Here is a 19,739-nt window from a genome sequence, read left to right as displayed (position 1 = left end):
CTTATAAAATTTCTAAAAACTGCTTAAATATATATTTACTCTCGCTTGGACCACCACTTGCTTCTGGGTGGTGCTGAACTGAAAAGATCGGATAGTCTTTGTATCTCACACCCTCGATCGTGTTGTCAAATAAATTTCTATGAGTCACAACAGCTACTTCTGCGATACTCTCAGGTACGTTGTAGTTGTGATTTTGTGTTGTTATCTCGATCGCTTTTGTCTCTAAATTTAAGACTGGGTGATTTGCTCCGTGCTGACCAAATTTAAGCTTATATGTCTCATATCCAAAGGCATTTGATAGTAGCTGATGCCCAAGGCAAATGCCAAATATAGGTATCCTAGCCTCTATCATCTTTTTGATCTCGCCTATTTCGGCCTTTAAATTTTTTGGCTCACCAGGACCATTTGATAAGAATACCCCATTTATCTCACCGTTTTTAAATTTTTCTATTAAAATTTCAGCCTTAGTGTCGTGTGGCACGACAATAACCTCAAGGCCAATTTCACATAGCTCGTTTAGGATATTTTTCTTTACACCAAAGTCAAAAACAGCTATCTTTTTGCCAATACTTTTTAGCGGCTTATATGACTTTAAATTTCTATCCCAAGCGCCTTTTTTGTGCTCATACTCATCCATCGCACTAACTGTTTTTACGTAGTTTATGTTTTCTATACGTCCGCTACTTTCAAGTCTACGTTTTAGCTCATCTTTATCACTTATTTGCGTTGAGATATAAGCCATCAAGGCACCTTCATCGCGTAGCATCTTTGTGAGGTATCTAGTATCAACGTCATAAACGCCGAATTTACCTTGCTCTTCGAAAAATTTTCCCAAAGATTTTTGCGAGCGGTAGTTTGATGGAATTTCATTGTAGCTTCTCATTATAACGCCACTTGCATGAATCCTAAGACTCTCCATATCGTCTTCATTTATACCTACTATGCCTATTTCTGGCATCGTAAAGACGATAAACTGACCAGCATAGCTTGGATCGCTCATGATCTCTTCGTAGCCAGTCATCGAGGTATTAAAAACGAGCTCGCCAGCACATTCACCGTGAGCACCAAAAGCTTTTGCTTCTAAAAAAACACCATTTTCAATATAAATGTAAGCTTTCATTAAAGCATGCCTCTTTTTTTAAGCTCATCTTGATACAAACGCTCAAAGACAAGATCATATTCATCAGTTCCTGGGATTAGCTTATGTTTATAATTTTGTATCATTTCATAAACATCATCTTCTATCTTCTCATAGCTTTTTAAGTACTCGTCTATCGAGTTATAAATCACATTTTTTACGCGATTTTCAGATACATTATAATCAACAAGACCGCTCTTCCAAATAGTTTCAAGCACTTTGTGAGCGATATTACTAAATCTATCTTCGTGGGTTAAGATTACATCAAATTCACCTGCGAGCTTCTTTTTAACGAGCCAAAACATATTTTTGCGGTCAATTTGCATAGTTTGCATCTCATCTTCATTTTTCTCCAAAAGCTCATTTACTCGCTCATCTAAAGCTCTTTCTTTTTGAATATCGACTGTTAAAATTTCACTTGTTTTTGCTACGATTGGCTCAATGCCTTTATTTAGTCTTACGAAACCACAATTTAGAAGATCTATTGCTATTTTATGTGAAATATACGGAACGTGTGGGAGTTTTAAACGCATTTTAAACCTTTAAATTTTTATGCCATTTTAACTAAATAAAGGTAAAACTTTACTTTGAAATTTTAACGACTTTATTATTATCGCTTCTTAAAAAATAAATTTCTCTTCGTCCTTCATAAAGTATCTTTCCATCAGTCTTTTGCTCATTTTCTAAATTTGATGAGATATCTAAAGATAGCGATTTGCTCATAAAATAATTCTCTCCTAAAGTGCGTCCAAAGTCAGGATACCAACTAAAAGCACAAACTATCAGCAAAACTAAATAAAAGGCTCTAAAAATTTTTCTAAAAGACGCGTAAAAAAAGCAATACCCAAATATAAAAAATACGGGCAAAAGCCATAAGAAAGGCACGTTATCAACAAAAATAACATTAAAATACTCACTTATGCCATAGTAAGAAAAGTAGTTGTTGTAAATTCCAACAAATAGCGTAAAAATAGGAGCAAGGACAAATATAATACCCGTAAAAAAAGCATTTAAAATTTTCATAATCTCTCCTTTTGAGTGAGATTATATTAAACATAAGCTTTAATATTACTAGATTGATGAAAGCTGGACTAAAATTTAAAGCAAAATTCTATATATGGGCATCTATTACTTCTAATAATACTTTAAAAAAACAGTTTAGCTATAAGCTAAACTGCCTTAAATTATTATTTTTTAGATAAATACTCTTGCAAGCTTTTTACCTCAAGTGCTTTGCCGGTTTGTACCGAGCTTAGCGACTTAGCAGCTGCAAGTGCTGCACGGATCGTTGTAAAGTAAGGAATTTTAAATCTAAGCACATTTTGGCGGATCTTTTTGCCATCATCCACGCTTGATTTTGTATCGCTTGTATTTATAACAAGTGCGATATCGCCGTTTTTGAGCCTATCTTCGACGTTTGGTCTGCCCTCGCTTATCTTATAGACAAACTCGGCCTCCACACCAGCCTCGCTTAAAATTTTATGCGTACCGCCAGTTGCGACGATGCTAAAACCAAGGGCTATTAGTTCTCTTGCAAGATCAGGCGCGTAAGATTTATCAGCGTCAGCTAGCGTTAAAAAGACCCTACCCTTGCTTGGTAAAGTGTTGCTAGCAGCGATCTGACTCTTTGCAAATGAGCTTGCAAAGTCGTGGCTAATACCCATGACCTCGCCAGTGCTTTTCATCTCAGGGCCAAGGATGAGATCGGCGCCACTTAGCTTGTTAAATGGCAATACACACTCTTTTACACAAATATGCGAGCTAACGCGTGGTTTTAGGATGTCGCCGTCCTCATAAACAACTTTGTAATCATCATAAAATTTAAGCGCCTCACGTAAATTTCCCTGCCACATAACTCTTGTCGCCACCTTTGCCATAGGCACGCCAGTAGCCTTGCTCACAAACGGCACAGTCCTGCTCGCGCGAGGATTTACCTCGATCATATAAAGCTCGTTTTCATAGATGGCAAACTGGATATTCATAAGGCCGACAACGCCTAAATTTAGTGCGATATCTCTGGTTTGCTTCTCTACTTTTTTTATCATTTCATCACTTAAGCTCATCGGTGGCAATATGCAAGCTGAGTCGCCAGAGTGGATGCCAGCCTCCTCGATATGCTCCATTATCGCGCCGATATAGACCTCTTTGCCGTCACATATCGCATCTACATCAAGCTCTTTTGCATCTTGTAAAAATTTATCAAGTAGCACCGGCGAGTGGTTGCTAACCTTTACCGCCTCGCTCATATACTCTTTTAGCTCGCTCTCGTTATGCACCCTTCTCATCGCCCTGCCGCCTAAGACGTAGCTTGGGCGAACAAGCACTGGATAGCCGATAGTTGCGGCCTTTTGCAAGGCTTCTTCTAAACTAGTGGCGGTATCGTTTTTAGGCTGAAGGACGCCGATTTTATTTATAAATTCGCTAAATTTCTTTCTATCCTCGGCCACGTCGATCACTCTTGCGGTTGTTCCGATGATCTTTGCGCCGATCACGCTTAGGCGTTTTGCAAATTTAAGCGGAGTTTGACCGCCAAAATGCACGATGACGCCGTCTGGCTTTTCACGCTCGATGACAGCTCTCACGTGCTCAAAATCGATCGGCTCAAAGTACAAAATATCGCTCGTGTCGTAGTCGGTTGAGACGGTTTCTGGGTTACAGTTGTACATTATTGTTTTTACGCCAAGGTCTCTTAGGGCGTAGCTTGCATGTACGCAGCAGTAGTCAAACTCTATGCCTTGTCCGATCCTGTTTGGACCGCCACCTATTATCATCACTTTTTTATCTGTTTTTGCTAGCTCTTTTTTAGGAAATTTAGTGATATTTGTAGATGAATAAAGATACGGCGTTAGTGCCTTAAACTCACCTGCGCAAGTATCAACCTCGTTGTATTCAAGCTCGATGCCAAGCTTTTGCCTAGCAAAATAGATATCATTTTGACTAAGCTCAAGATCGTCTTTTTCATTTATAAGCACAGCTATCATCTTGTCTGAAAAGCCCATGCTTTTGGCCTCTCGTAGCAGCACTTCGTTGTTTAAGATATCCATGTCGATCTTATCTTCAAATTTAACTATCTCATAAATTTGCTCTAAAAACCAAGGATCAATCTTGCTAAACTCATGCACTTCAGCCACGCTAAAGCCATCTCTAAATGCCTGCGCAATATATAAAATTCTCTGCTCGTTTGCATTTCTGATGCCATAAACCAAGGCATTTTTCTCTAGACTAAGGCTATTGAATCCGCAAAGATCACGCTCCAAGCTGCAAAGCGCCTTTTGGATACTCTCTTTAAATGTCCTACCTATCGCCATAACCTCACCAACTGACTTCATAGCGGTGCCTAGATATGGGTTTGATCCTGGGAATTTCTCAAATGTAAAGCGCGGGATCTTTGTCACGATGTAGTCGATCACCGGCTCAAAGCTAGCAGGCGTGCCTGTGATGTCGTTTTTGATCTCATCTAGGCTAAAACCAACTGCAAGCAGTGTCGCGACCTTTGCAATAGGATAGCCAGTAGCTTTACTGGCAAGTGCTGAACTTCGGCTAACGCGTGGGTTCATCTCGATAACGATCATGCGGCCACTTTTTGGATCTATGGCAAACTGCACGTTGCTGCCACCAGTATCAACGCCGATCTCACGAAGTATGGCAAAACTAGCATCACGCATAGCTTGATACTCTTTATCTGTTAGCGTTAAAGCTGGTGCGACCGTGATACTATCGCCTGTATGCACGCCCATTGGGTCAAAATTTTCGATCGAGCAGACGATGATGCAGTTGTCATTTCTATCTCTAATAACCTCCATCTCGTACTCTTTCCAGCCAAGCAAGCTCTCTTCTATCAAAATTTCATGTATTGGGCTTGCGTCAAGGCCGGTGTTGGCTAGCTCTTTAAACTCATCCATATTATAAGCCACGCCACTTCCTGCACCACCAAGCGTATAGCTAGCTCTTATTATTAGCGGGAAGCCTATCTCATTTGCTGCATTGAGCGCGTCATCCATGTTATAAGCATATCTACTCTCAGGCAGGTCCATGCCAATCTTTTGCATAGTTGCTTTAAAAATTTGTCTATCTTCGCCTTTTTTTATCGCTTCTGGGTTTGCACCAAGAAATTTCACATCCTTTAAAAGGCCACTCTCAAATACTTCCATAGCTGCGTTTAGCGCTACTTGACCGCCCATCGTTGGCAAGATGGCATCAATATTTTCTTTTTCGATGATCTTTAAAATGCTATCTTTTGTGATCGGCTCAATATACGTTGCATCGGCAAAATTTGGGTCAGTCATGATAGTGGCTGGGTTTGAGTTTATAAGCACTACGCGGTATCCGAGCTCTTTTAGTGTCTTGGCTGCTTGCGTGCCTGAGTAGTCAAATTCGCACGCTTGACCGATAACGATAGGGCCAGAGCCGATTAGCAAAATGGTATTTATATCTGTTCTTTTTGGCATTATTTTTCCTTTGTAACAACGTATAGGTAGTTTGGTATATTTAGCTTCACATAAGGCTCGACTATCACGCTTTGATAGGAGCTCTCTTTTAAAATTTTACTCACGCGCCCTACTGGCACTCCACTAAAAAATATCCCATCAAGCCCGCTTGTAAAGACCTCATCGCCCTCTTTTGGACTGAGCCATTGCGGGATAAATTTCACCATTATTTGGCCTTGATTTCCATGGGCAACGCCTGGAATTTTATCATTTCCTATGTAAACTGCAAAGATACTTTTTGGGTCATTTTGCAAGTAAGCTAGCGGTTTACCGTCTTTTGATATGACGATACCAGCACTACTTCCTTGATAGATGAGCCCATAAATTTTATTTGGATCGTACCCTTCAAACTCGCTTATCCAAATTTTATTATAATCCCCGATATGAACGTAGCTAAGCCCTTTTACAAGCTTTACAGCTGGGGCGTAGGCAGTCGAGTTTTTATCTTTTAAAATTTGATTTAGCTCGTTTGCAAAAGTAGAAAGAAGCGTAGCTGAGCGCTCTAGCTCTTCATTTTGCGCTCTTAATTTTTCTATCTCGCTAGCCTGCCTAAAATATTCGTTTATATAGTCTTTCACGCTTTTAGCAAAATTGTCGTATGAATTTGTAGCATAGTTACTAAGCCCAATAGAAAGATTACTTAAAATTTCTCCCTTGAAAACTGAGGCCATAGCAAGCAATGCTATAAAAACAAAAAGAACAATCTTACTCTTCATTTGTCAGCTGTTGTAAAAGCCCAATCTCTTCAAGTGCCTTGCCCGTTCCTCTAGCAACCGCAAGGAGTGGCTCATCTGCTACAAAAACTGGAAGTTTAACGATATCAGATAAAAATTTATCAAGCCCTCTAATAAGAGCACCGCCGCCAGTTAGTACGATACCAGTCTCCACAATATCACCAGCAAGATCAGGCGGCATCATCTCAAGCACAGTTTTTAGCGCATCTGCGATCTCTTTTAGCGGCTCTCTCATCGCCTCTCTCACATCTTCGCTTGTTAGTTCGACTCTACTTAAAAGGCCGCTCACTTGGTCGCGACCTTTTACCACTACGCTTAGCTCTTTTTCAAGCTGCACAGCAGAACCTACAGCAATCTTTATCTCCTCGCCAGTTCGCTCACCTATTAGTAGGTTATATTTCTCTTTTATGTAATTAACAATGCTAATATCAATCTTATCGCCAGCTGTGCGGATTGATTTTGAAATAACTAGACCACCAAGCGAGACAACACCTATCTCAGTCGTACCACCACCGATATCGACTACTAGGTTGCCTTGTGGCTCACGGACTGGTAAATTTGCGCCGATTGCTGCTGCCATAGGCTCTTCGATCAAAAATACCTCTCTTGCTCCAGCACTTAAGGCACTTTCTCTAACAGCTTTTCTTTCGACCTGAGTTAATCCATAAGGAACTGAGATGATGATCCTTGGGCGTAGAAAGCTTTTTCTTTTGTGAGTCTTTTCTATAAAATAGCGTATCATGCGCTCAGTCATATCAAAATCCGCAATAACGCCATCTCTCATCGGCCTTATCGCCTCGATATCGCCTGGAGTTTTTCCTACCATCTCTTTTGCAGCATGTCCGACCGCTAAAATTTTTTGTTTGCCATATTTCTCACGCCTTACTGCAACAACAGAAGGTTCATTTATTATTATGCCTTTATCTTTTACCAAAACAAGTGTATTTGCCGTACCGAGATCTATGCCCATATCACTTGAGAAAAAACCTATAACCTGATCTAAAAACATCTATTTCCTTTACGCTATTTTCTTATCGTGCTTTATTAAAATTGGCTTTGCCTTATCTTTTACAGTCTCTTTTGAGATAACAATATCATATTCTTTTAACTCTGGTAGCTCATACATTATGTCTGTCATGAGCTCTTCCATTATGCTTCTAAGCCCTCTGGCTCCAGTCTTTCGCTCGATAGCTAAACTTGCTATCTCTTCAAGTGCTTCATCATCAAATTTAAGTGTAGCACCGTCAATCGCACAAAGCTTTTGGTATTGCTTCAATATCGCATTTTTTGGCTCGGTTAAAATTTTAACCATATCTTCTTTTGTTATCTCGTTTAAAGTAGCTACTACGTGAAGTCTGCCAATAAGCTCTGGAATGAGGCCATATCTTACAAGATCGTCTGGCTCAAGTAGGCTTAGTAAATTTTCTTTTTCATTTTTGCCACGTTTTTCTTGGTTAAATCCAAGTACGTTTTTACCGACTCTTCTCTCGATAATATCAAGAAGTCCGTCAAATGCACCGCCACAAACAAATAAGATATTTGTCGTATCTATCTGTATGAAGTCTTGGTTTGGATGTTTTCTGCCACCTTTTGGTGGGATATTTACAACGCTTCCTTCAATGATCTTTAAAAGCGCTTGTTGTACACCTTCACCCGAAACATCCCTTGTAATGCTTCTATTTTCACTCATTCTAGCGATCTTATCGATCTCATCGACAAAGACAATGCCTTGCTCCGCCTTTTTAACATCGCCATTTGCAGCCTGTAAAAGCCTAGTAAGGATATTTTCAACGTCCTCGCCGACATATCCAGCCTCAGTTAGGCTTGTCGCGTCGCAAATCGCGATAGGCACATCAAGAAATCTCGCCAAAGTCTGAGCCATCAATGTCTTGCCGCTTCCAGTTGGACCAACAAGTAAGATGTTTGATTTTGAAATTTCAGTATCGTCTTTGATGTCGCTTTGTTTAAAAATTCTCTTATAGTGGTTATATACGCCGACGCTAAAGACCTTTTTAGCCCTATCTTGACCGATTACATAGTTATCAAGTACCGCTTTTAGCTCCTTTGGTGTGAGCTTTTGATACTCTATCGTTTCGTCATTTTTACTCTCTTCTACGCTAGTATCTCCATGTATCATATCGTATGCAGCAGCGATACAATACTCGCATATATAGGCATTTCCTTCGATATCAGCGAGTAATCTTCTCTCGGCAGACTCTGCCTCTCCACAAAAATTACACTTTCTAGCCATTAATCTCTTCCTTTTGCAAGCGGAATTCCTCTTGTCGTTTCTAATATAAATTTACACATTTTTTTAACATTTTCATCGCTGGTTTTTGCGATTAGCTCGTTTGCTTGATCTTTTAGGCTAATGCCTTGATTAAACAAAAATTTATAAGCGCGAACTAGCTCCTCAACCTGCTCTTTATCAAATCTGCGTCTAATGCCAACTAAATTTAAGCTTCTTATATAAGCTCTGTTGCCCTCAGCTAGGCAAAATGGCACCACATCTTGGCTAAGTGCGCTTGCACCTGCAATCATGCAGCTTTCCCCTACTCTAACAAACTGATGAATTGGCGTAAGACCACCCACAACAGCGTAGTCACCAAGCTCGACGTGACCTGCCAGGGTTGCGTTATTTGCCAAGATTACGTTACTACCGATGATACAGTCGTGTGCGATGTGAGAATACGCCATAATAAAAGCATTATCTCCGATCCTTGTTATACCATCGCCCTTGTGTGTACCAGAATTTATCGTGCAGAACTCACGTATAGTTGCTTGCTCACCGATAACGACACCGGTATCAACCTCATCTTTATAACTGATATCTTGCGGGATGTCACCCACAATCGCGTAGCTAAATACACGAGAGCTATCGCCGATTTTAGTCTTGCCAAGCACCCTTGCGCCTTGCTTTATCGTGACGTTGTTGCCAAGGACCGCATCTTTACTTACAAATGCATAAGCCTCTATATTTGCGTCATCTCCAATGATCGCTCCATCTTCTATAACGGCTGTTTGGTGGATATTTTTCATTGTCTCTCTTTTTCTTAAAGCCTATTTATCTACTATCATCGCTTTTAGTTCAGCCTCAGCGCAAAGTGCGTCATCTACGTATGCCTTGCCTTCAAGCACCCAGATATTTCCCTTGTGCTTTAGCACATTTAGTCTATACTCTAGTCTATCTCCAGGGCGGACCGGATGGCGAAATTTTGCTCCGTCTATGCTCATAAAATAGACTACTTTATTTTCAATGCCAGCTTGATGCTCGTCACTCATGCTCTTAAACGCTAGCACGCCACCAGCTTGCGCCATACCTTCGATTATCATTACGCCAGGATATATCGGATGGCCCGGGAAGTGTCCCTGAAATATCGGCTCACCAATGGTTACATTTTTATAAGCCATGATATTCTTAGCTGGCTCTAGCTCGACAACTCTATCGATAAGCAAAAATGGAAATCTATGTGGGAGAATTTTTTGAATTTCTACGACGTCTATCACGTTTTAGCCTTAGTAATGTAAATTTGTGGCGATTGTAACAAATTTATACTAAGAAAAAAATTATTAGCCTCTTTTAAAAATCTCTAAATTTCGCCTTATGTGGCAAAAATTTAATTCACTGCTTTAAGATAAATTTTATAAACTCGCCTTTTAGTCTAAAACCAAAATTTCTTCGCTGTCGTTATAAAAAACAGCCTTTGCGTAAATTTCATAGCTGCCCTTTTTGACCTCGTCTAAGATGACGATAGGATTTTGCGAAAACTCCCCGCTTATATCACGGCGAAATTTCATCTCAGCGTCAAGCTCAAGCGGTCTTTTGCAAATCTCATCTATGCTTGCAAAATTACTATTTGTAAATTTATTAAATCGATTTAAGCTCATAAAAACCACACCCTCTTTTAGTTCATCATCCATCTCGCAGTCTCTTGCTACATTTAGCTTTAAATTTTCTCTTTTAAAACCAGAGTAAAGCACAAAGTAGCTCGGTGTCGCATGACCTTCAAATTTTACATAAGCACGTAAAAGTCTATAGTTTAAAAATCGCCTCCTAAAAAGGTGAAATTTCTCCCCCTTTGCCTCGCACTCGCGCACCCTTTTGTAAAGCTCAAGTCTTGCCTCTATGCTGCCATAAAGTGCCCTTGCGTGTAGCTCGCTTATTAGCTCACTTTGGGGCAAATTTTGTGAGTCCCTCTGTTTTTTTAGCGCAAAGACGCAGCCGCAGTAGTTTTGGTGATAGAGCTTGTCCTTTTTAGCGAGGATAAACTGCTCGCTTGTGCCGCCATTTTTTCTATAATCAACCGCAACCGCCTCTAAATTTGAGCCAGCCACCGCCTCATCGAGCGCCTTTTTAAGCTGATAAAAGTCTTTTTTTGGGCTCATTAAAAGCGTCGTCGTGATCTTACTAAGTCCTAGCTCAAGCGCCTTTTTAGCGGAGTCTTTCATACGAAAATCAAAGCAGTATTCGCACCTTTTGCCCTTTTCTGGCTCATCTTCAAGCCCTTTTGTGCCGCCAAGCCACGCTTCGTAGTCGTATTCGCCACATATTAGCTCGATACCAAGCTTCTCGCAGCTTCGCTTCACGTCCTCAAAACGCAGTAAAAATTCGCTATATGGATGTATGTTTGGGTCATAAAAATAGCCTACTATTCGTTCATTTGGATGATCTTTTCGTAGGCGCTGTAAAAAGTAGTGGCTATCGACCGAGCAGCAGATATGAACTAGCAAATTTGACCTTTTTTGCTTGCATTATATCAAAGTTTGTCATCATAAAATTTAGCTGCATCGAGGTATTTTTTAAGGACATTTTGGCTAGTAAGATCATCAAATTTACCAAAAGCCACTTGCTTGCCAGCTTCGATTATTAACACCTTTTGTGCTATCTTTATCGCGCTTAAAATATCGTGTGTGATAAAAATAATGCTGATCTTTTCATCTAAGCTTAAAAGCAAATTTATGATCTTTTGCTTTGTCGCATTGTCAAGCCCGCTTGTTATCTCGTCGCAGATTAGGATTTTTGGCTTTGAAAGAAGCGCTAGCAGTATCCCAACCCTTGTCGCCTCGCCACCACTTAGCTGAGAAGGAAATTTCTCTAAAATTTCATCTTTTAAATTTAAATTTCCCATTAGCTCTTTAAGCTCATTTTCACTAAAGCTAAGCTTAAGATACGACCTTACGTGAGCGATGGCTGTTTTTACTTTTAGCGCTGGATTTAGGGCTTGTTTTTGGTTTTGCAAGATATATCTGATATCTTTTTTGAGCTCATTTTTGTCCGTGATCTCCTCATCGTTTATATAAATTTTACCCCCGCTTTTTGGCTCGCTAAATGATATGAGCTTTGCAAGCGTGCTTTTGCCACTGCCACTTTGACCCAAAATGGCTAAATTTTCGCCATCGTCAAGCTCGAAATTTATCCCCTCTAAAAGGTGCAAAACTTCAGCCTTAGCGTTAAAATGTTCCTTAAAACTTAAACTTTTTGAGACGTTTTTGAGCCTTATTTTCACGCATTTTCCTTTAAATTTAGCCGCCCATCTCTCATCTGCCAAATCTCATCACTAAGATAGTTCGTCAGCACCTCATCATGCGAGATAAAGATGACGCTCATCTTGCCCTTTAAGCTCTCTAAGATGCCAGCCACGTGGCTACCGCTAATGCTATCAAGCCCGCTTGTTATCTCATCGCAGATTAGGATCTTTGGCTTCAGGCAAAGCGCCAGAGCTATCTGCACGCGGCTTGCCTCGCCACCACTTAGCTCGTATGAGTATTTGTGCCAGATAAGATTTGCATTATCTAGCCCAAACTCTCTAAAATAAGCAAACGCAAGCTCTTTATTTGCCTTTTTGTCGCCATTTAGATAGGCATTAAAGTGATCGCCCACGTTTAAGAGCGGATGAAGGCTGGCAATAGAGTTTTGAAAAACGAGCGCAGCGACCTTTCTTCGGTGCTCTTTTAGCTCATTTTGACTAAGTTTTAAGATATCTTTTTTATAAATACTAAATTTATCCGCCCTCACTCTAAACTCATCATCAAAAAGCCTTATTAAACTCTTTGCAAAGAGCGATTTGCCACTGCCACTAGCGCCTGTGATACCTACAAATTTACCCTCGCTCATGTCAAAATCAAGCTCGCTCAAAAGCTTTTTGTCCTTATAAAAAACGTTTAAATTTTTAATCTCTATCATATTTTTATATTGCCATTTTTTGAATTTGATGTGATGATCGATGTTGCTAGGATGAGCAAAAAGAGCGTCACGCCAGGGAAAAGCACCATCCACCAAGAGCCAAGGAAAAGTGCCTCTTTGCTCTCATTTAGCATGATGCCAAGGCTTATTTTATTTGCGTCACTACCCACACCAAAAAAGCCAAGCGTAGCCTCTATGACGACCGCGTTTATCGCGTTTATGCCAAAGATACTAACTATTAGATGCTTTAAATTTGGCAAAATTTCAAAGCATATAAGGCTAAATTTGCTAGCGCCATTTATCACGGCTTGCTCGGCGTAGTCGCACTTTTTATTAAGTCTTAAATTTTGCATAAAAACTTTTGCGCCCTGCATAAACGAGCAAATGGCGATGATAAAAGATGTTATTAAAAGATCTCCGCTACTAAATGAGCTAAAAAGCATGATAAAAACGATGTTTGGTATGCTTAAAAAAGCATCAAGCCCCTTATCAAAAAGGCTCTCGCAAACTCTGCTCTTGCTCGTGCCAAAATATGCGTAGATGAGCGAGAAAAGCGTCGTTAAAAAGCCAGCTAAAAGCAAGATAAGAAGCGAGTTTTTAAACGCGTAGGCAACCCTTATAAGATTGTCCCTGCCTAGGATGTCAGTGCCAAAGATATGCTCGCTACTTGGGGCTAAATTTACCGCCATAAAGTCAGTGAAATTTGGCTCAAATTTAGAAAAAAATGGCGTCACAAAGGCAAATGTGACAAGCGCTAAAAAGACAAAACAGGCTAGGAAAAATATGACTTTTCTCATAAATTTCTCTTATCTGCCAAGATGGCAAAAATTTTAGCCAGTAAATTTGCAAAAACGACAAAAACAGCCGTTAGCAAAATGGTCGCAAGTGCGACTGGATAGTCCTTGGCGATCACCGCATCAAGGCTAAGCTTGCCTATGCCTGGAAATGAAAAAATGCTCTCAATGACGTACGAGCCAGCAAAAACGCCAGCCACAAGGGTTGCGAAATAATAGACTATATCGGTGCTTGCGTGCTTTATAGCAAAGAGATAAATTTTGCCGCGTCCCAAACCTCTAGCGTGAGCCGTCTGGATGAAGTCGGCATTTAGGCTTTGATTTAGCCTGTCACGCACAAATTTCACGTTTGCGCCAAGGTGTGGCAAGATGATGGCGAGCGTTGGCAAGATGATAAATTTCACCCTAACACTGCTAGATCCTAGCTCGTTTGCCCCAGAGCTTGGCAGCACGTTTAGATAGATGCTAAAGATCGCTATTAGCACAAGAGCGATGTAAAAATGCGGCAATGATGCCAGCAAAAAGGAGCTAAAATTTATAAAGATGTCGGCAAATTTATTCTTATAAATGGCACTTAAAAGCCCTAAGAAAAAGGACAAAAGAGTTATCAAAAAAAACGAAGCAAAAAATAAAATGAGTGAGTTTAAAAGTCGCTCTTTGATAAGCATAGAGACACTTGCCCCGCTTACAAAACTGGTGCCAAAGTCGCCTGTGATAAAGTGAGTAAGCCATCTAAAATACTGCACGAAAAAGTTATCTTTTAGCCCTAAATTTCTTAAAATTTGCTCTTTTATGGCGAAATTTATCGCCTCACTCCTTGAAAACATCGCGTCAGTGACATTCCCTGGTAAAAAATATATGAGCAAAAATAGAAAAAACGAGATAAAAAACAGCAATCCAAGACTTGAGATCGCTGTTTTTAAAATGGCTCTAGACAAAATTTTTATCCACTATTTTACTTGCCACTCTCTTATATTCCATAAAAATCCAGCCCCATGGTGACCTAAAATTTGCGTCTTAATGCCTGAAATTTTGTTATTAAACACAAGTGGATAGTCAAGATAGGCTATAAAAATGTAAGGTGGGTTTTCATGAAGCGCTTTTAGAAATTCTTTATAGTGTTTTTTCCTAAGCTCCACATCCTTTGTATATCTCGCGTTTTTTAAGGCAAGATCGACATTTGCGTCCTTGTAGTGGCTAAAGTTCCAGCCATTTTCATTTACGCTCACATCGGCAAACCCGCCAAAAATTCTATATGTGTGAAAGTCTGGGTCAAACGGACTTCCCCAGCCGATCACAAAGCTATCCACCTTGCTTAGGTCAAAGGCTGTTTTTGGCTTTGCATAGGCTTTGGCTTTTACGCCAAATTTTTCGAACTCGCTGCTTAAAATTTTGGCTAGATTGACCCTTAAAACGTCGTTATTAAAGGCGTAGATGTCAAAGCCAAGCTCCTTGCCGTCCTTTTCAAAAAATCCAGCCTTGTTTTTCTTAAAGCCGCTTTTTTCAAGTAGCTCTTTAGCCTTTTGCGGATCGTAGCTGAATTTAAACTCGCTGTCATTTGCAAAGCTTTTTTCTATCGGATTGTTCGCTACGCTTGCATATCCGTGAAATAAGCTTTTAACTATCTCATCTTTATTAACCGCATAGTTTAGGGCTATTCTTACATTTTTATCTTGAAAGATAGGATCTTCAAGGTTAAACATCAAAGCCCTGTAGTCTGCACTTTTAAACTTAAGCAAGCTAAGTTTTTTATCATCTTTTATGAAATTTACCCCAGTTGGAGAGATGAGCGCAACGTCGATCTCACCGCTTTTTAGCCCAACTAGTCTTAAATTTTCATCGCCAACAATTTTAAAAAATACCTTTTTTATCTTTGGCTCACCCTTGTAAAATTTCTCATTTACCGCAAATTCCAAACTCTCATCTTTTTTCCATTTTACTAGCTTGTATGCGCCAGTGCCGATAGGGGCATCGTTAAATTTATCAGTTGCAATATCTTTTCCTTTTAGGATATGCTCAGGTAAAACGCCAAAACTAAGCGCATCAAGAAATGGCGGAAATGGCTCACTAAGCGTGATCTTGACCCTATAATCCCCTAAAATTTCAACGCTTTTTACCACCTCGTAGTTTGATATAGCTGGCGCGTTTAGCTTCTTATCTTGAGCTGCTTCAATGGTAAATTTAACATCCTTTGCGCTAAATTTCACCCCATCGTGCCAAAATGCGTCATCTCGTAGCTCAAAAACATACTCCAGCCCATCATCACTCACCTGCCAAGACTTCGCGAGCTCTGGCACAAGCAAGCTATTTTCATCGTGGCTTGTAAGGCCAGAAAACACTAGCGAAAGTGTTGGATCGTGATCTTCGTCGTAAAGTGGATTTATACGAGGTGTTTGCTCCTCGATAGCAACTACGACTTTACTCTCATTTGCGTAAAGATAGGTGCTAAACAACAAGAAAAATACGAATAAAATTCTCTTCATCACTGCATCCTTTGTTTAAAAAGTATTTGTGAAATGGTAATACGAATTTTATAAAAGTATTATTAACTAAAATGTAAATTTATACGTCTAAAAATTTGGAAATTTCTAACTAGAATTTAACCTTATTTAAAGTAAAATCAAAGTTTATTTTAGATCACTTCAAGGTAAAAATTTAAATGAATAAAAATAAAAAAATAGCCCTAATTTCAGGCATAAGTTTAGTTTCGCTTTTGCTTATTTACACGCTTCTTGGCTTTTTTGGTGTTCCTTATGCTATCAAAAATATTGCTCCAAAGTATCTAAAAGACTACAATGCAACACTTTTTGTGAAAGAGGCTAAATTTAACCCATTTACTTTTGAGCTAAACGCTACAAATGCCGAACTAAACAGCACTTCGCCACTTTTTAGCACAAAGCAAGTCGATGTCAAGCTAAAGCCATTTTCTATCTTCAAAAAGCTCATAGAGATTGATATTTTTAGACTTGATGAGCCAAGCGTAAAGATCGCAAGAACTAAGGATGCGAAATTTAACTTTAGCAACTTCATAGGTGAAGATAATGCAAGCAATGAGGACAACAGTACAAGCTCGATAAATTTCGCTCTAAATAGTGCCAAGATTATCAAAGGCTCATTTTCGTATAGCGACCAAAATCTCACAAAGCCATTTAATGTAAGTTTTGATGATATAAACTACGAGTTAAACTCGCTAAATACAAAAAAGAATAGTGCTGGCAATCATATCTTTGACTCAAACTCAAGCCTTGCACACAAGATCGATTTAAAAGGCGATATCAGGCTAAACCCGCTAAACATAAATGGTAGTGTCGTCATTAAGGACTTTAGCATCAAGCCAGTTGCGATAAGCTTCATCGATAACGATACACTAAACCTTAAAAATGCAGTTATAAATTTAGGTATCAACTACGATATAAACGCCGATGAAAACGCCACTAAGATAAATTTAAAGGATAGTTTTTTAAATATAAAATCACTAAATTTAAACGAAGGTGAAAATGAGATAAGCCTTGGCGAGCTTGATCTGCCAAAATTTGACCTAGATAGCAAGATAGCGGACAAAACAGACGCTACTCTAAATTTAAGCGCTATAAATTTAAACGATATCGCCTTTAAAAGTACGGTATCAGCGAGCTTAAAAGCGCTAAATCTAAGCGACATCTCACTTCTTGCAAATTTAAATGAAAAGAGCGAACTGGACGCCAAAGCGGAGCTAAAAAATATAAGCGCAAGCAGCCTAAAGGTAGATGAAGTCAGTAAAAATTTAGCTACATTAAAAGACCTCAATGCTTCAAATTTAAAGGCAAATTTGCTAAATGAAAAGATCGAGCTTAGCCTTGAAAAAACCGCGCTTAGTGGCATAAATGCACCACTTAGTAAGGATGCGACCACAAACGTAACAAACATACAAATTTTTGGCACAAGTTTTACACAAGATAGCAACAAAAGTGAGGCTAGTGTTAATGAGCTTAATGTAAATAGCATAAATTTAAAAGCTAAAAACAAGGAAATTTTAAATGTGCCAGAAGTCATTGCAAAGAGCATAGGCTTTAATATTTTAAAAATGGCTCTAAATACTGCTAGCATCGATGTAAATAAACCTAAATTTACTTCTGAGCTAAGTGATAATGGGCTAAGCGCTATAAACGAATTAGGACTTGGCAAAGAAAAACCAACAAAAACAGCCAAAAAAGTATCAAAAGATGAGAAAAAAATGCAGAGCAAAGCTGCTTCAAAAAGAAAAGGTAGCGAGTTTAAATTTGATATAAAAAATATCAATGTAAATAACGCTGACATCGCTTTGACACACCTTTTTGAAGGTGAGAAGATCGCTCATAAATTTGATAATCTATTTATAAAAGTTGCAAATTTAAGTAGTGATTTTAGTAGGCCATTTGATGTAAAAGTGGATATTAAAAGCTCACAAAAGCTAAACCTCAATGTAGACTCAAAGATCAAGATCGAGCCACTTGATGTAAATGCAAAAATCAAACTAAATGATACAAATTTGCCAAAGTATTTTGCCTACGCAAAGCCATTTTTAGAGGCAGACCTTTCAAGTGGAGAGATGAGCGCAAACGCCGAACTTCACTATACAAAAGATATAAAAGCAGATGCAAAGCTTAGCGTAAAAGATATTAGATTAGATGATAAAAATAAAGAAAAGCTAATCGCGTTTAAAAGTTTAGAAGTGGATAAAATTTCACTTTTTAAAAATAATCTTGAAATTACTGGAGTTGCTTTAAATTCGCCGTTTATCAAGGCTCATCTAAGTAAAGAGCGCGAATTTAATCTAAGCAAAATCGTAAAAGAAGATAAAAATAAAGTTCAAAATGAGCAAAAAACCGAGAGCAAAAAGGCAGCTAGCAAAAAAGACAATGAGCTAAATTTTAGTATAAAAAATTTCTCACTTAACAACGGCGAGGTTGATTTTTCAGATGCGTCACTATTTATGCCATTTGCTACAAAAATTTCAAATCTAAATGGCAAGCTAACTGACATTGATAAAAAACGTCCAAGTTCGGGTGAGTTCAAAGGCACAGTTGGCAGAAATGGCTTTTCTCAGATTACAGCAAAATTATTTCCTTTTGAGCTAAAGCAAAATACCGATATTAAGCTAGATTTTAAAGATATCGATCTAATTGATATAACGCCATATAGCGGACAATTTTTAGGCTATAAAATAAAAAAAGGTAAGTTAAATTTAAATCTAAATTATAGCGTTGTTGATTCAAAACTAAACGGCTCAAATCTTATAAATTTTGACACACTCACACTTGGAGAAAAGGTTGATTCAAAAGATGCTGTAAATTTGCCACTTTCGCTTGCTATATCGATATTAAGCGATCAAAATAATCAAATAAATATCGACCTGCCAGTTGAAGGAAATTTAGACGATCCTGACTTTAAATATGGCGGTGTCATTTGGGCTGCTGTTAAAAAGCTCTTTGCTGATATCACATTAGCTCCGTTTAGATTTTTAGGTAATGCTCTAGGGCTTGGCGGCAAGGATCTTAGCTCTATTGATTTTCTTGCTGGAAGTAGCGAGCTAATAAGCTCAGAAGCGCCAAAAGTAGCTGATTTTATAAAATTAACTACTGCAAAGCCTATGATGAAACTTAGCATCACACCTACTTACTCTGAAATAGATGTGCTCTACTTTGAAGAAAAAAAGCTTGATCAAAAGATAAATCAAATAATCGCCTCAAGCGGGAAAGATTATATTACCGTGCTAAATTCTCTCGTTCCAAACGCTAAAGACAAAAGCGATAAGGCCTTAAGAGAAGAGGCAATAAAAGCTATCGAAGTGGATAAGGAAAAGCTAGTTGAGCTAGCAAATGAGCGTGCAAATGCAGTAAAAGAAGCACTCATAAAGGCTGGGCTTGAGGCTAGCCGCATAAATATAAACGATGCAACAAGCTCAGAGCCTAAGCAAAATACCTACACAAGCGTGCTTATGGGAGTGGTGAATTAAATTTCATTTATCTCGCTACTTCTTGCGTTGTAAACAAACCAGCTAAGAAGTATAAGCATCATGAATGCGCCAAAAACTAGGCTTGCGTAAAAATATAAGTTAAAGTCTTCGCCTAGTAAATTTGCATTGTGAAGAGCGATCATAACGCCAGCAAGTGAAATTAAATATCCAATTAGCTTTATGATGAAAATTTTTGGATTAACAAGGATGAGTAAAAGCCCGCAAAGCATGGCACCAAGGGCTATTTGTAAATTTAAAATGTCAGTTTGAGTGCTTGAGCCAAATGTCAAAAAACCGAGCAAAAATATGACTAAAACCATCAAAACAGCATAAACTACCCTGCTTCGTCCAAAGCCATACATAAAGCAAACAAAGCCTTTATTGTGTTTGTTGTAGTCCATTTTCCGCTCCTAGTAACAAGTTTTTGT

At 38.9% G+C, this 19,739-nt stretch carries 17 protein-coding genes; 1 reads left to right on the top strand and 16 read right to left on the bottom strand.

All coding sequences use genetic code 11. From position 1 onward, the window contains the following. Position 1: 1 nt before the first annotated feature. The 15 genes from carA to CYP54_RS03340 form a co-directional block, all read right to left on the bottom strand. The gene (gene carA / locus CYP54_RS03410; RefSeq protein WP_084109140.1) at positions 2–1,120 is read right to left on the bottom strand and encodes a glutamine-hydrolyzing carbamoyl-phosphate synthase small subunit; all 1,119 of its coding nucleotides are present in this window, start codon (positions 1,118–1,120) and stop codon (positions 2–4) included. After that, positions 1,120–1,671, bottom strand: coding sequence for a DUF507 family protein (locus CYP54_RS03405; RefSeq protein WP_087578297.1), 552 nt, complete (start codon positions 1,669–1,671; stop codon positions 1,120–1,122). The genes carA and CYP54_RS03405 overlap by 1 nt, the downstream gene beginning before the upstream one ends. 49 nt (positions 1,672–1,720) lie before the next feature. Further along, positions 1,721–2,161 (bottom strand): isoleucyl-tRNA synthetase, encoded by a 441-nt coding sequence (locus CYP54_RS03400; protein WP_072593936.1) that lies wholly within the window; start codon positions 2,159–2,161, stop codon positions 1,721–1,723. Positions 2,162–2,325: 164 nt separating this feature from the next. Beyond that, complete coding sequence (gene carB / locus CYP54_RS03395) at positions 2,326–5,586, bottom strand: carbamoyl-phosphate synthase large subunit (RefSeq protein ID WP_103604209.1); 3,261 nt, start codon at positions 5,584–5,586, stop codon at positions 2,326–2,328. Beyond that, positions 5,586–6,341, bottom strand: a complete 756-nt coding sequence (gene mreC, locus CYP54_RS03390; RefSeq protein WP_103604208.1) for a rod shape-determining protein MreC — start codon at positions 6,339–6,341, stop codon at positions 5,586–5,588. Before mreC ends, carB begins: the two co-directional genes overlap by 1 nt. Then, positions 6,331–7,368, bottom strand: coding sequence for a rod shape-determining protein (locus CYP54_RS03385; RefSeq protein WP_021090637.1), 1,038 nt, complete (start codon positions 7,366–7,368; stop codon positions 6,331–6,333). Before CYP54_RS03385 ends, mreC begins: the two co-directional genes overlap by 11 nt. A gap of 9 nt (positions 7,369–7,377) precedes the next feature. Next, a complete protein-coding gene (gene clpX / locus CYP54_RS03380) occupies positions 7,378–8,610 on the bottom strand; it encodes an ATP-dependent Clp protease ATP-binding subunit ClpX (protein ID WP_021090629.1) in 1,233 nt (410 codons plus the stop codon). Further along, entirely contained in the window at positions 8,610–9,398 is a 789-nt protein-coding gene (gene lpxA / locus CYP54_RS03375; protein ID WP_103604207.1) for an acyl-ACP--UDP-N-acetylglucosamine O-acyltransferase, read from the bottom strand. The genes clpX and lpxA overlap by 1 nt, the downstream gene beginning before the upstream one ends. A 21-nt stretch (positions 9,399–9,419) precedes the next feature. Further along, the gene (fabZ, locus tag CYP54_RS03370) at positions 9,420–9,866 is read right to left on the bottom strand and encodes a 3-hydroxyacyl-ACP dehydratase FabZ (RefSeq protein WP_103604206.1); all 447 of its coding nucleotides are present in this window, start codon (positions 9,864–9,866) and stop codon (positions 9,420–9,422) included. A 150-nt stretch (positions 9,867–10,016) separates the two neighbouring features. Continuing rightward, entirely contained in the window at positions 10,017–11,090 is a 1,074-nt protein-coding gene (locus tag CYP54_RS03365; RefSeq protein WP_103604205.1) for an epoxyqueuosine reductase QueH, read from the bottom strand. A gap of 26 nt (positions 11,091–11,116) precedes the next feature. Continuing rightward, a complete protein-coding gene (locus CYP54_RS03360; protein ID WP_103604204.1) occupies positions 11,117–11,866 on the bottom strand; it encodes an ATP-binding cassette domain-containing protein in 750 nt (249 codons plus the stop codon). Then, the gene (locus tag CYP54_RS03355) at positions 11,863–12,543 is read right to left on the bottom strand and encodes an ATP-binding cassette domain-containing protein (protein WP_103604203.1); all 681 of its coding nucleotides are present in this window, start codon (positions 12,541–12,543) and stop codon (positions 11,863–11,865) included. The genes CYP54_RS03360 and CYP54_RS03355 overlap by 4 nt, the downstream gene beginning before the upstream one ends. Then, the gene (locus CYP54_RS03350) at positions 12,540–13,340 is read right to left on the bottom strand and encodes an ABC transporter permease (RefSeq protein ID WP_103604202.1); all 801 of its coding nucleotides are present in this window, start codon (positions 13,338–13,340) and stop codon (positions 12,540–12,542) included. Before CYP54_RS03350 ends, CYP54_RS03355 begins: the two co-directional genes overlap by 4 nt. Further along, a complete protein-coding gene (locus CYP54_RS03345) occupies positions 13,337–14,275 on the bottom strand; it encodes an ABC transporter permease (RefSeq protein ID WP_103604201.1) in 939 nt (312 codons plus the stop codon). The genes CYP54_RS03350 and CYP54_RS03345 overlap by 4 nt, the downstream gene beginning before the upstream one ends. A 12-nt stretch (positions 14,276–14,287) precedes the next feature. Then, positions 14,288–15,820, bottom strand: coding sequence for an ABC transporter substrate-binding protein (locus CYP54_RS03340; protein ID WP_103604200.1), 1,533 nt, complete (start codon positions 15,818–15,820; stop codon positions 14,288–14,290). Positions 15,821–15,996: 176 nt separating this feature from the next. On the opposite strand from CYP54_RS03340, the gene CYP54_RS03335 reads away from it, so the two are divergent. Beyond that, positions 15,997–19,311, top strand: coding sequence for a DUF748 domain-containing protein (locus CYP54_RS03335; RefSeq protein ID WP_103604199.1), 3,315 nt, complete (start codon positions 15,997–15,999; stop codon positions 19,309–19,311). Here CYP54_RS03335 and CYP54_RS03330 read toward each other — a convergent pair. Beyond that, positions 19,308–19,712: a hypothetical protein gene (locus tag CYP54_RS03330; RefSeq protein ID WP_103604198.1), complete on the bottom strand. Its 405-nt coding sequence runs from the start codon at positions 19,710–19,712 to the stop codon at positions 19,308–19,310. The two genes, CYP54_RS03335 and CYP54_RS03330, sit on opposite strands and share 4 nt — an antisense overlap. Positions 19,713–19,739: the final 27 nt, after the last annotated feature.

Origin of the sequence: Campylobacter concisus (genome assembly GCF_002914005.1) — a bacterium.
GTDB lineage: Bacteria > Campylobacterota > Campylobacteria > Campylobacterales > Campylobacteraceae > Campylobacter_A > Campylobacter_A concisus_N.
The sequence above is the reverse complement of the archived record's forward strand: the minus strand, read 5'-3'. Positions and strand labels throughout refer to the sequence as shown.

Coding starts and splice junctions, on each gene's coding strand:
- carA (WP_084109140.1), bottom strand. CDS start 1,120: ATGAAAGCTTACATTTATATTGAAAATGGTGTTTTTTTAGAAGCAAAA.
- CYP54_RS03405 (WP_087578297.1), bottom strand. CDS start 1,671: ATGCGTTTAAAACTCCCACACGTTCCGTATATTTCACATAAAATAGCA.
- CYP54_RS03400 (WP_072593936.1), bottom strand. CDS start 2,161: ATGAAAATTTTAAATGCTTTTTTTACGGGTATTATATTTGTCCTTGCT.
- carB (WP_103604209.1), bottom strand. CDS start 5,586: ATGCCAAAAAGAACAGATATAAATACCATTTTGCTAATCGGCTCTGGC.
- mreC (WP_103604208.1), bottom strand. CDS start 6,341: ATGAAGAGTAAGATTGTTCTTTTTGTTTTTATAGCATTGCTTGCTATG.
- CYP54_RS03385 (WP_021090637.1), bottom strand. CDS start 7,368: ATGTTTTTAGATCAGGTTATAGGTTTTTTCTCAAGTGATATGGGCATA.
- clpX (WP_021090629.1), bottom strand. CDS start 8,610: ATGGCTAGAAAGTGTAATTTTTGTGGAGAGGCAGAGTCTGCCGAGAGA.
- lpxA (WP_103604207.1), bottom strand. CDS start 9,398: ATGAAAAATATCCACCAAACAGCCGTTATAGAAGATGGAGCGATCATT.
- CYP54_RS03355 (WP_103604203.1), bottom strand. CDS start 12,543: ATGATAGAGATTAAAAATTTAAACGTTTTTTATAAGGACAAAAAGCTT.
- CYP54_RS03350 (WP_103604202.1), bottom strand. CDS start 13,340: ATGAGAAAAGTCATATTTTTCCTAGCCTGTTTTGTCTTTTTAGCGCTT.
- CYP54_RS03340 (WP_103604200.1), bottom strand. CDS start 15,820: ATGAAGAGAATTTTATTCGTATTTTTCTTGTTGTTTAGCACCTATCTT.
- CYP54_RS03335 (WP_103604199.1), top strand. CDS start 15,997: ATGAATAAAAATAAAAAAATAGCCCTAATTTCAGGCATAAGTTTAGTT.
- CYP54_RS03330 (WP_103604198.1), bottom strand. CDS start 19,712: ATGGACTACAACAAACACAATAAAGGCTTTGTTTGCTTTATGTATGGC.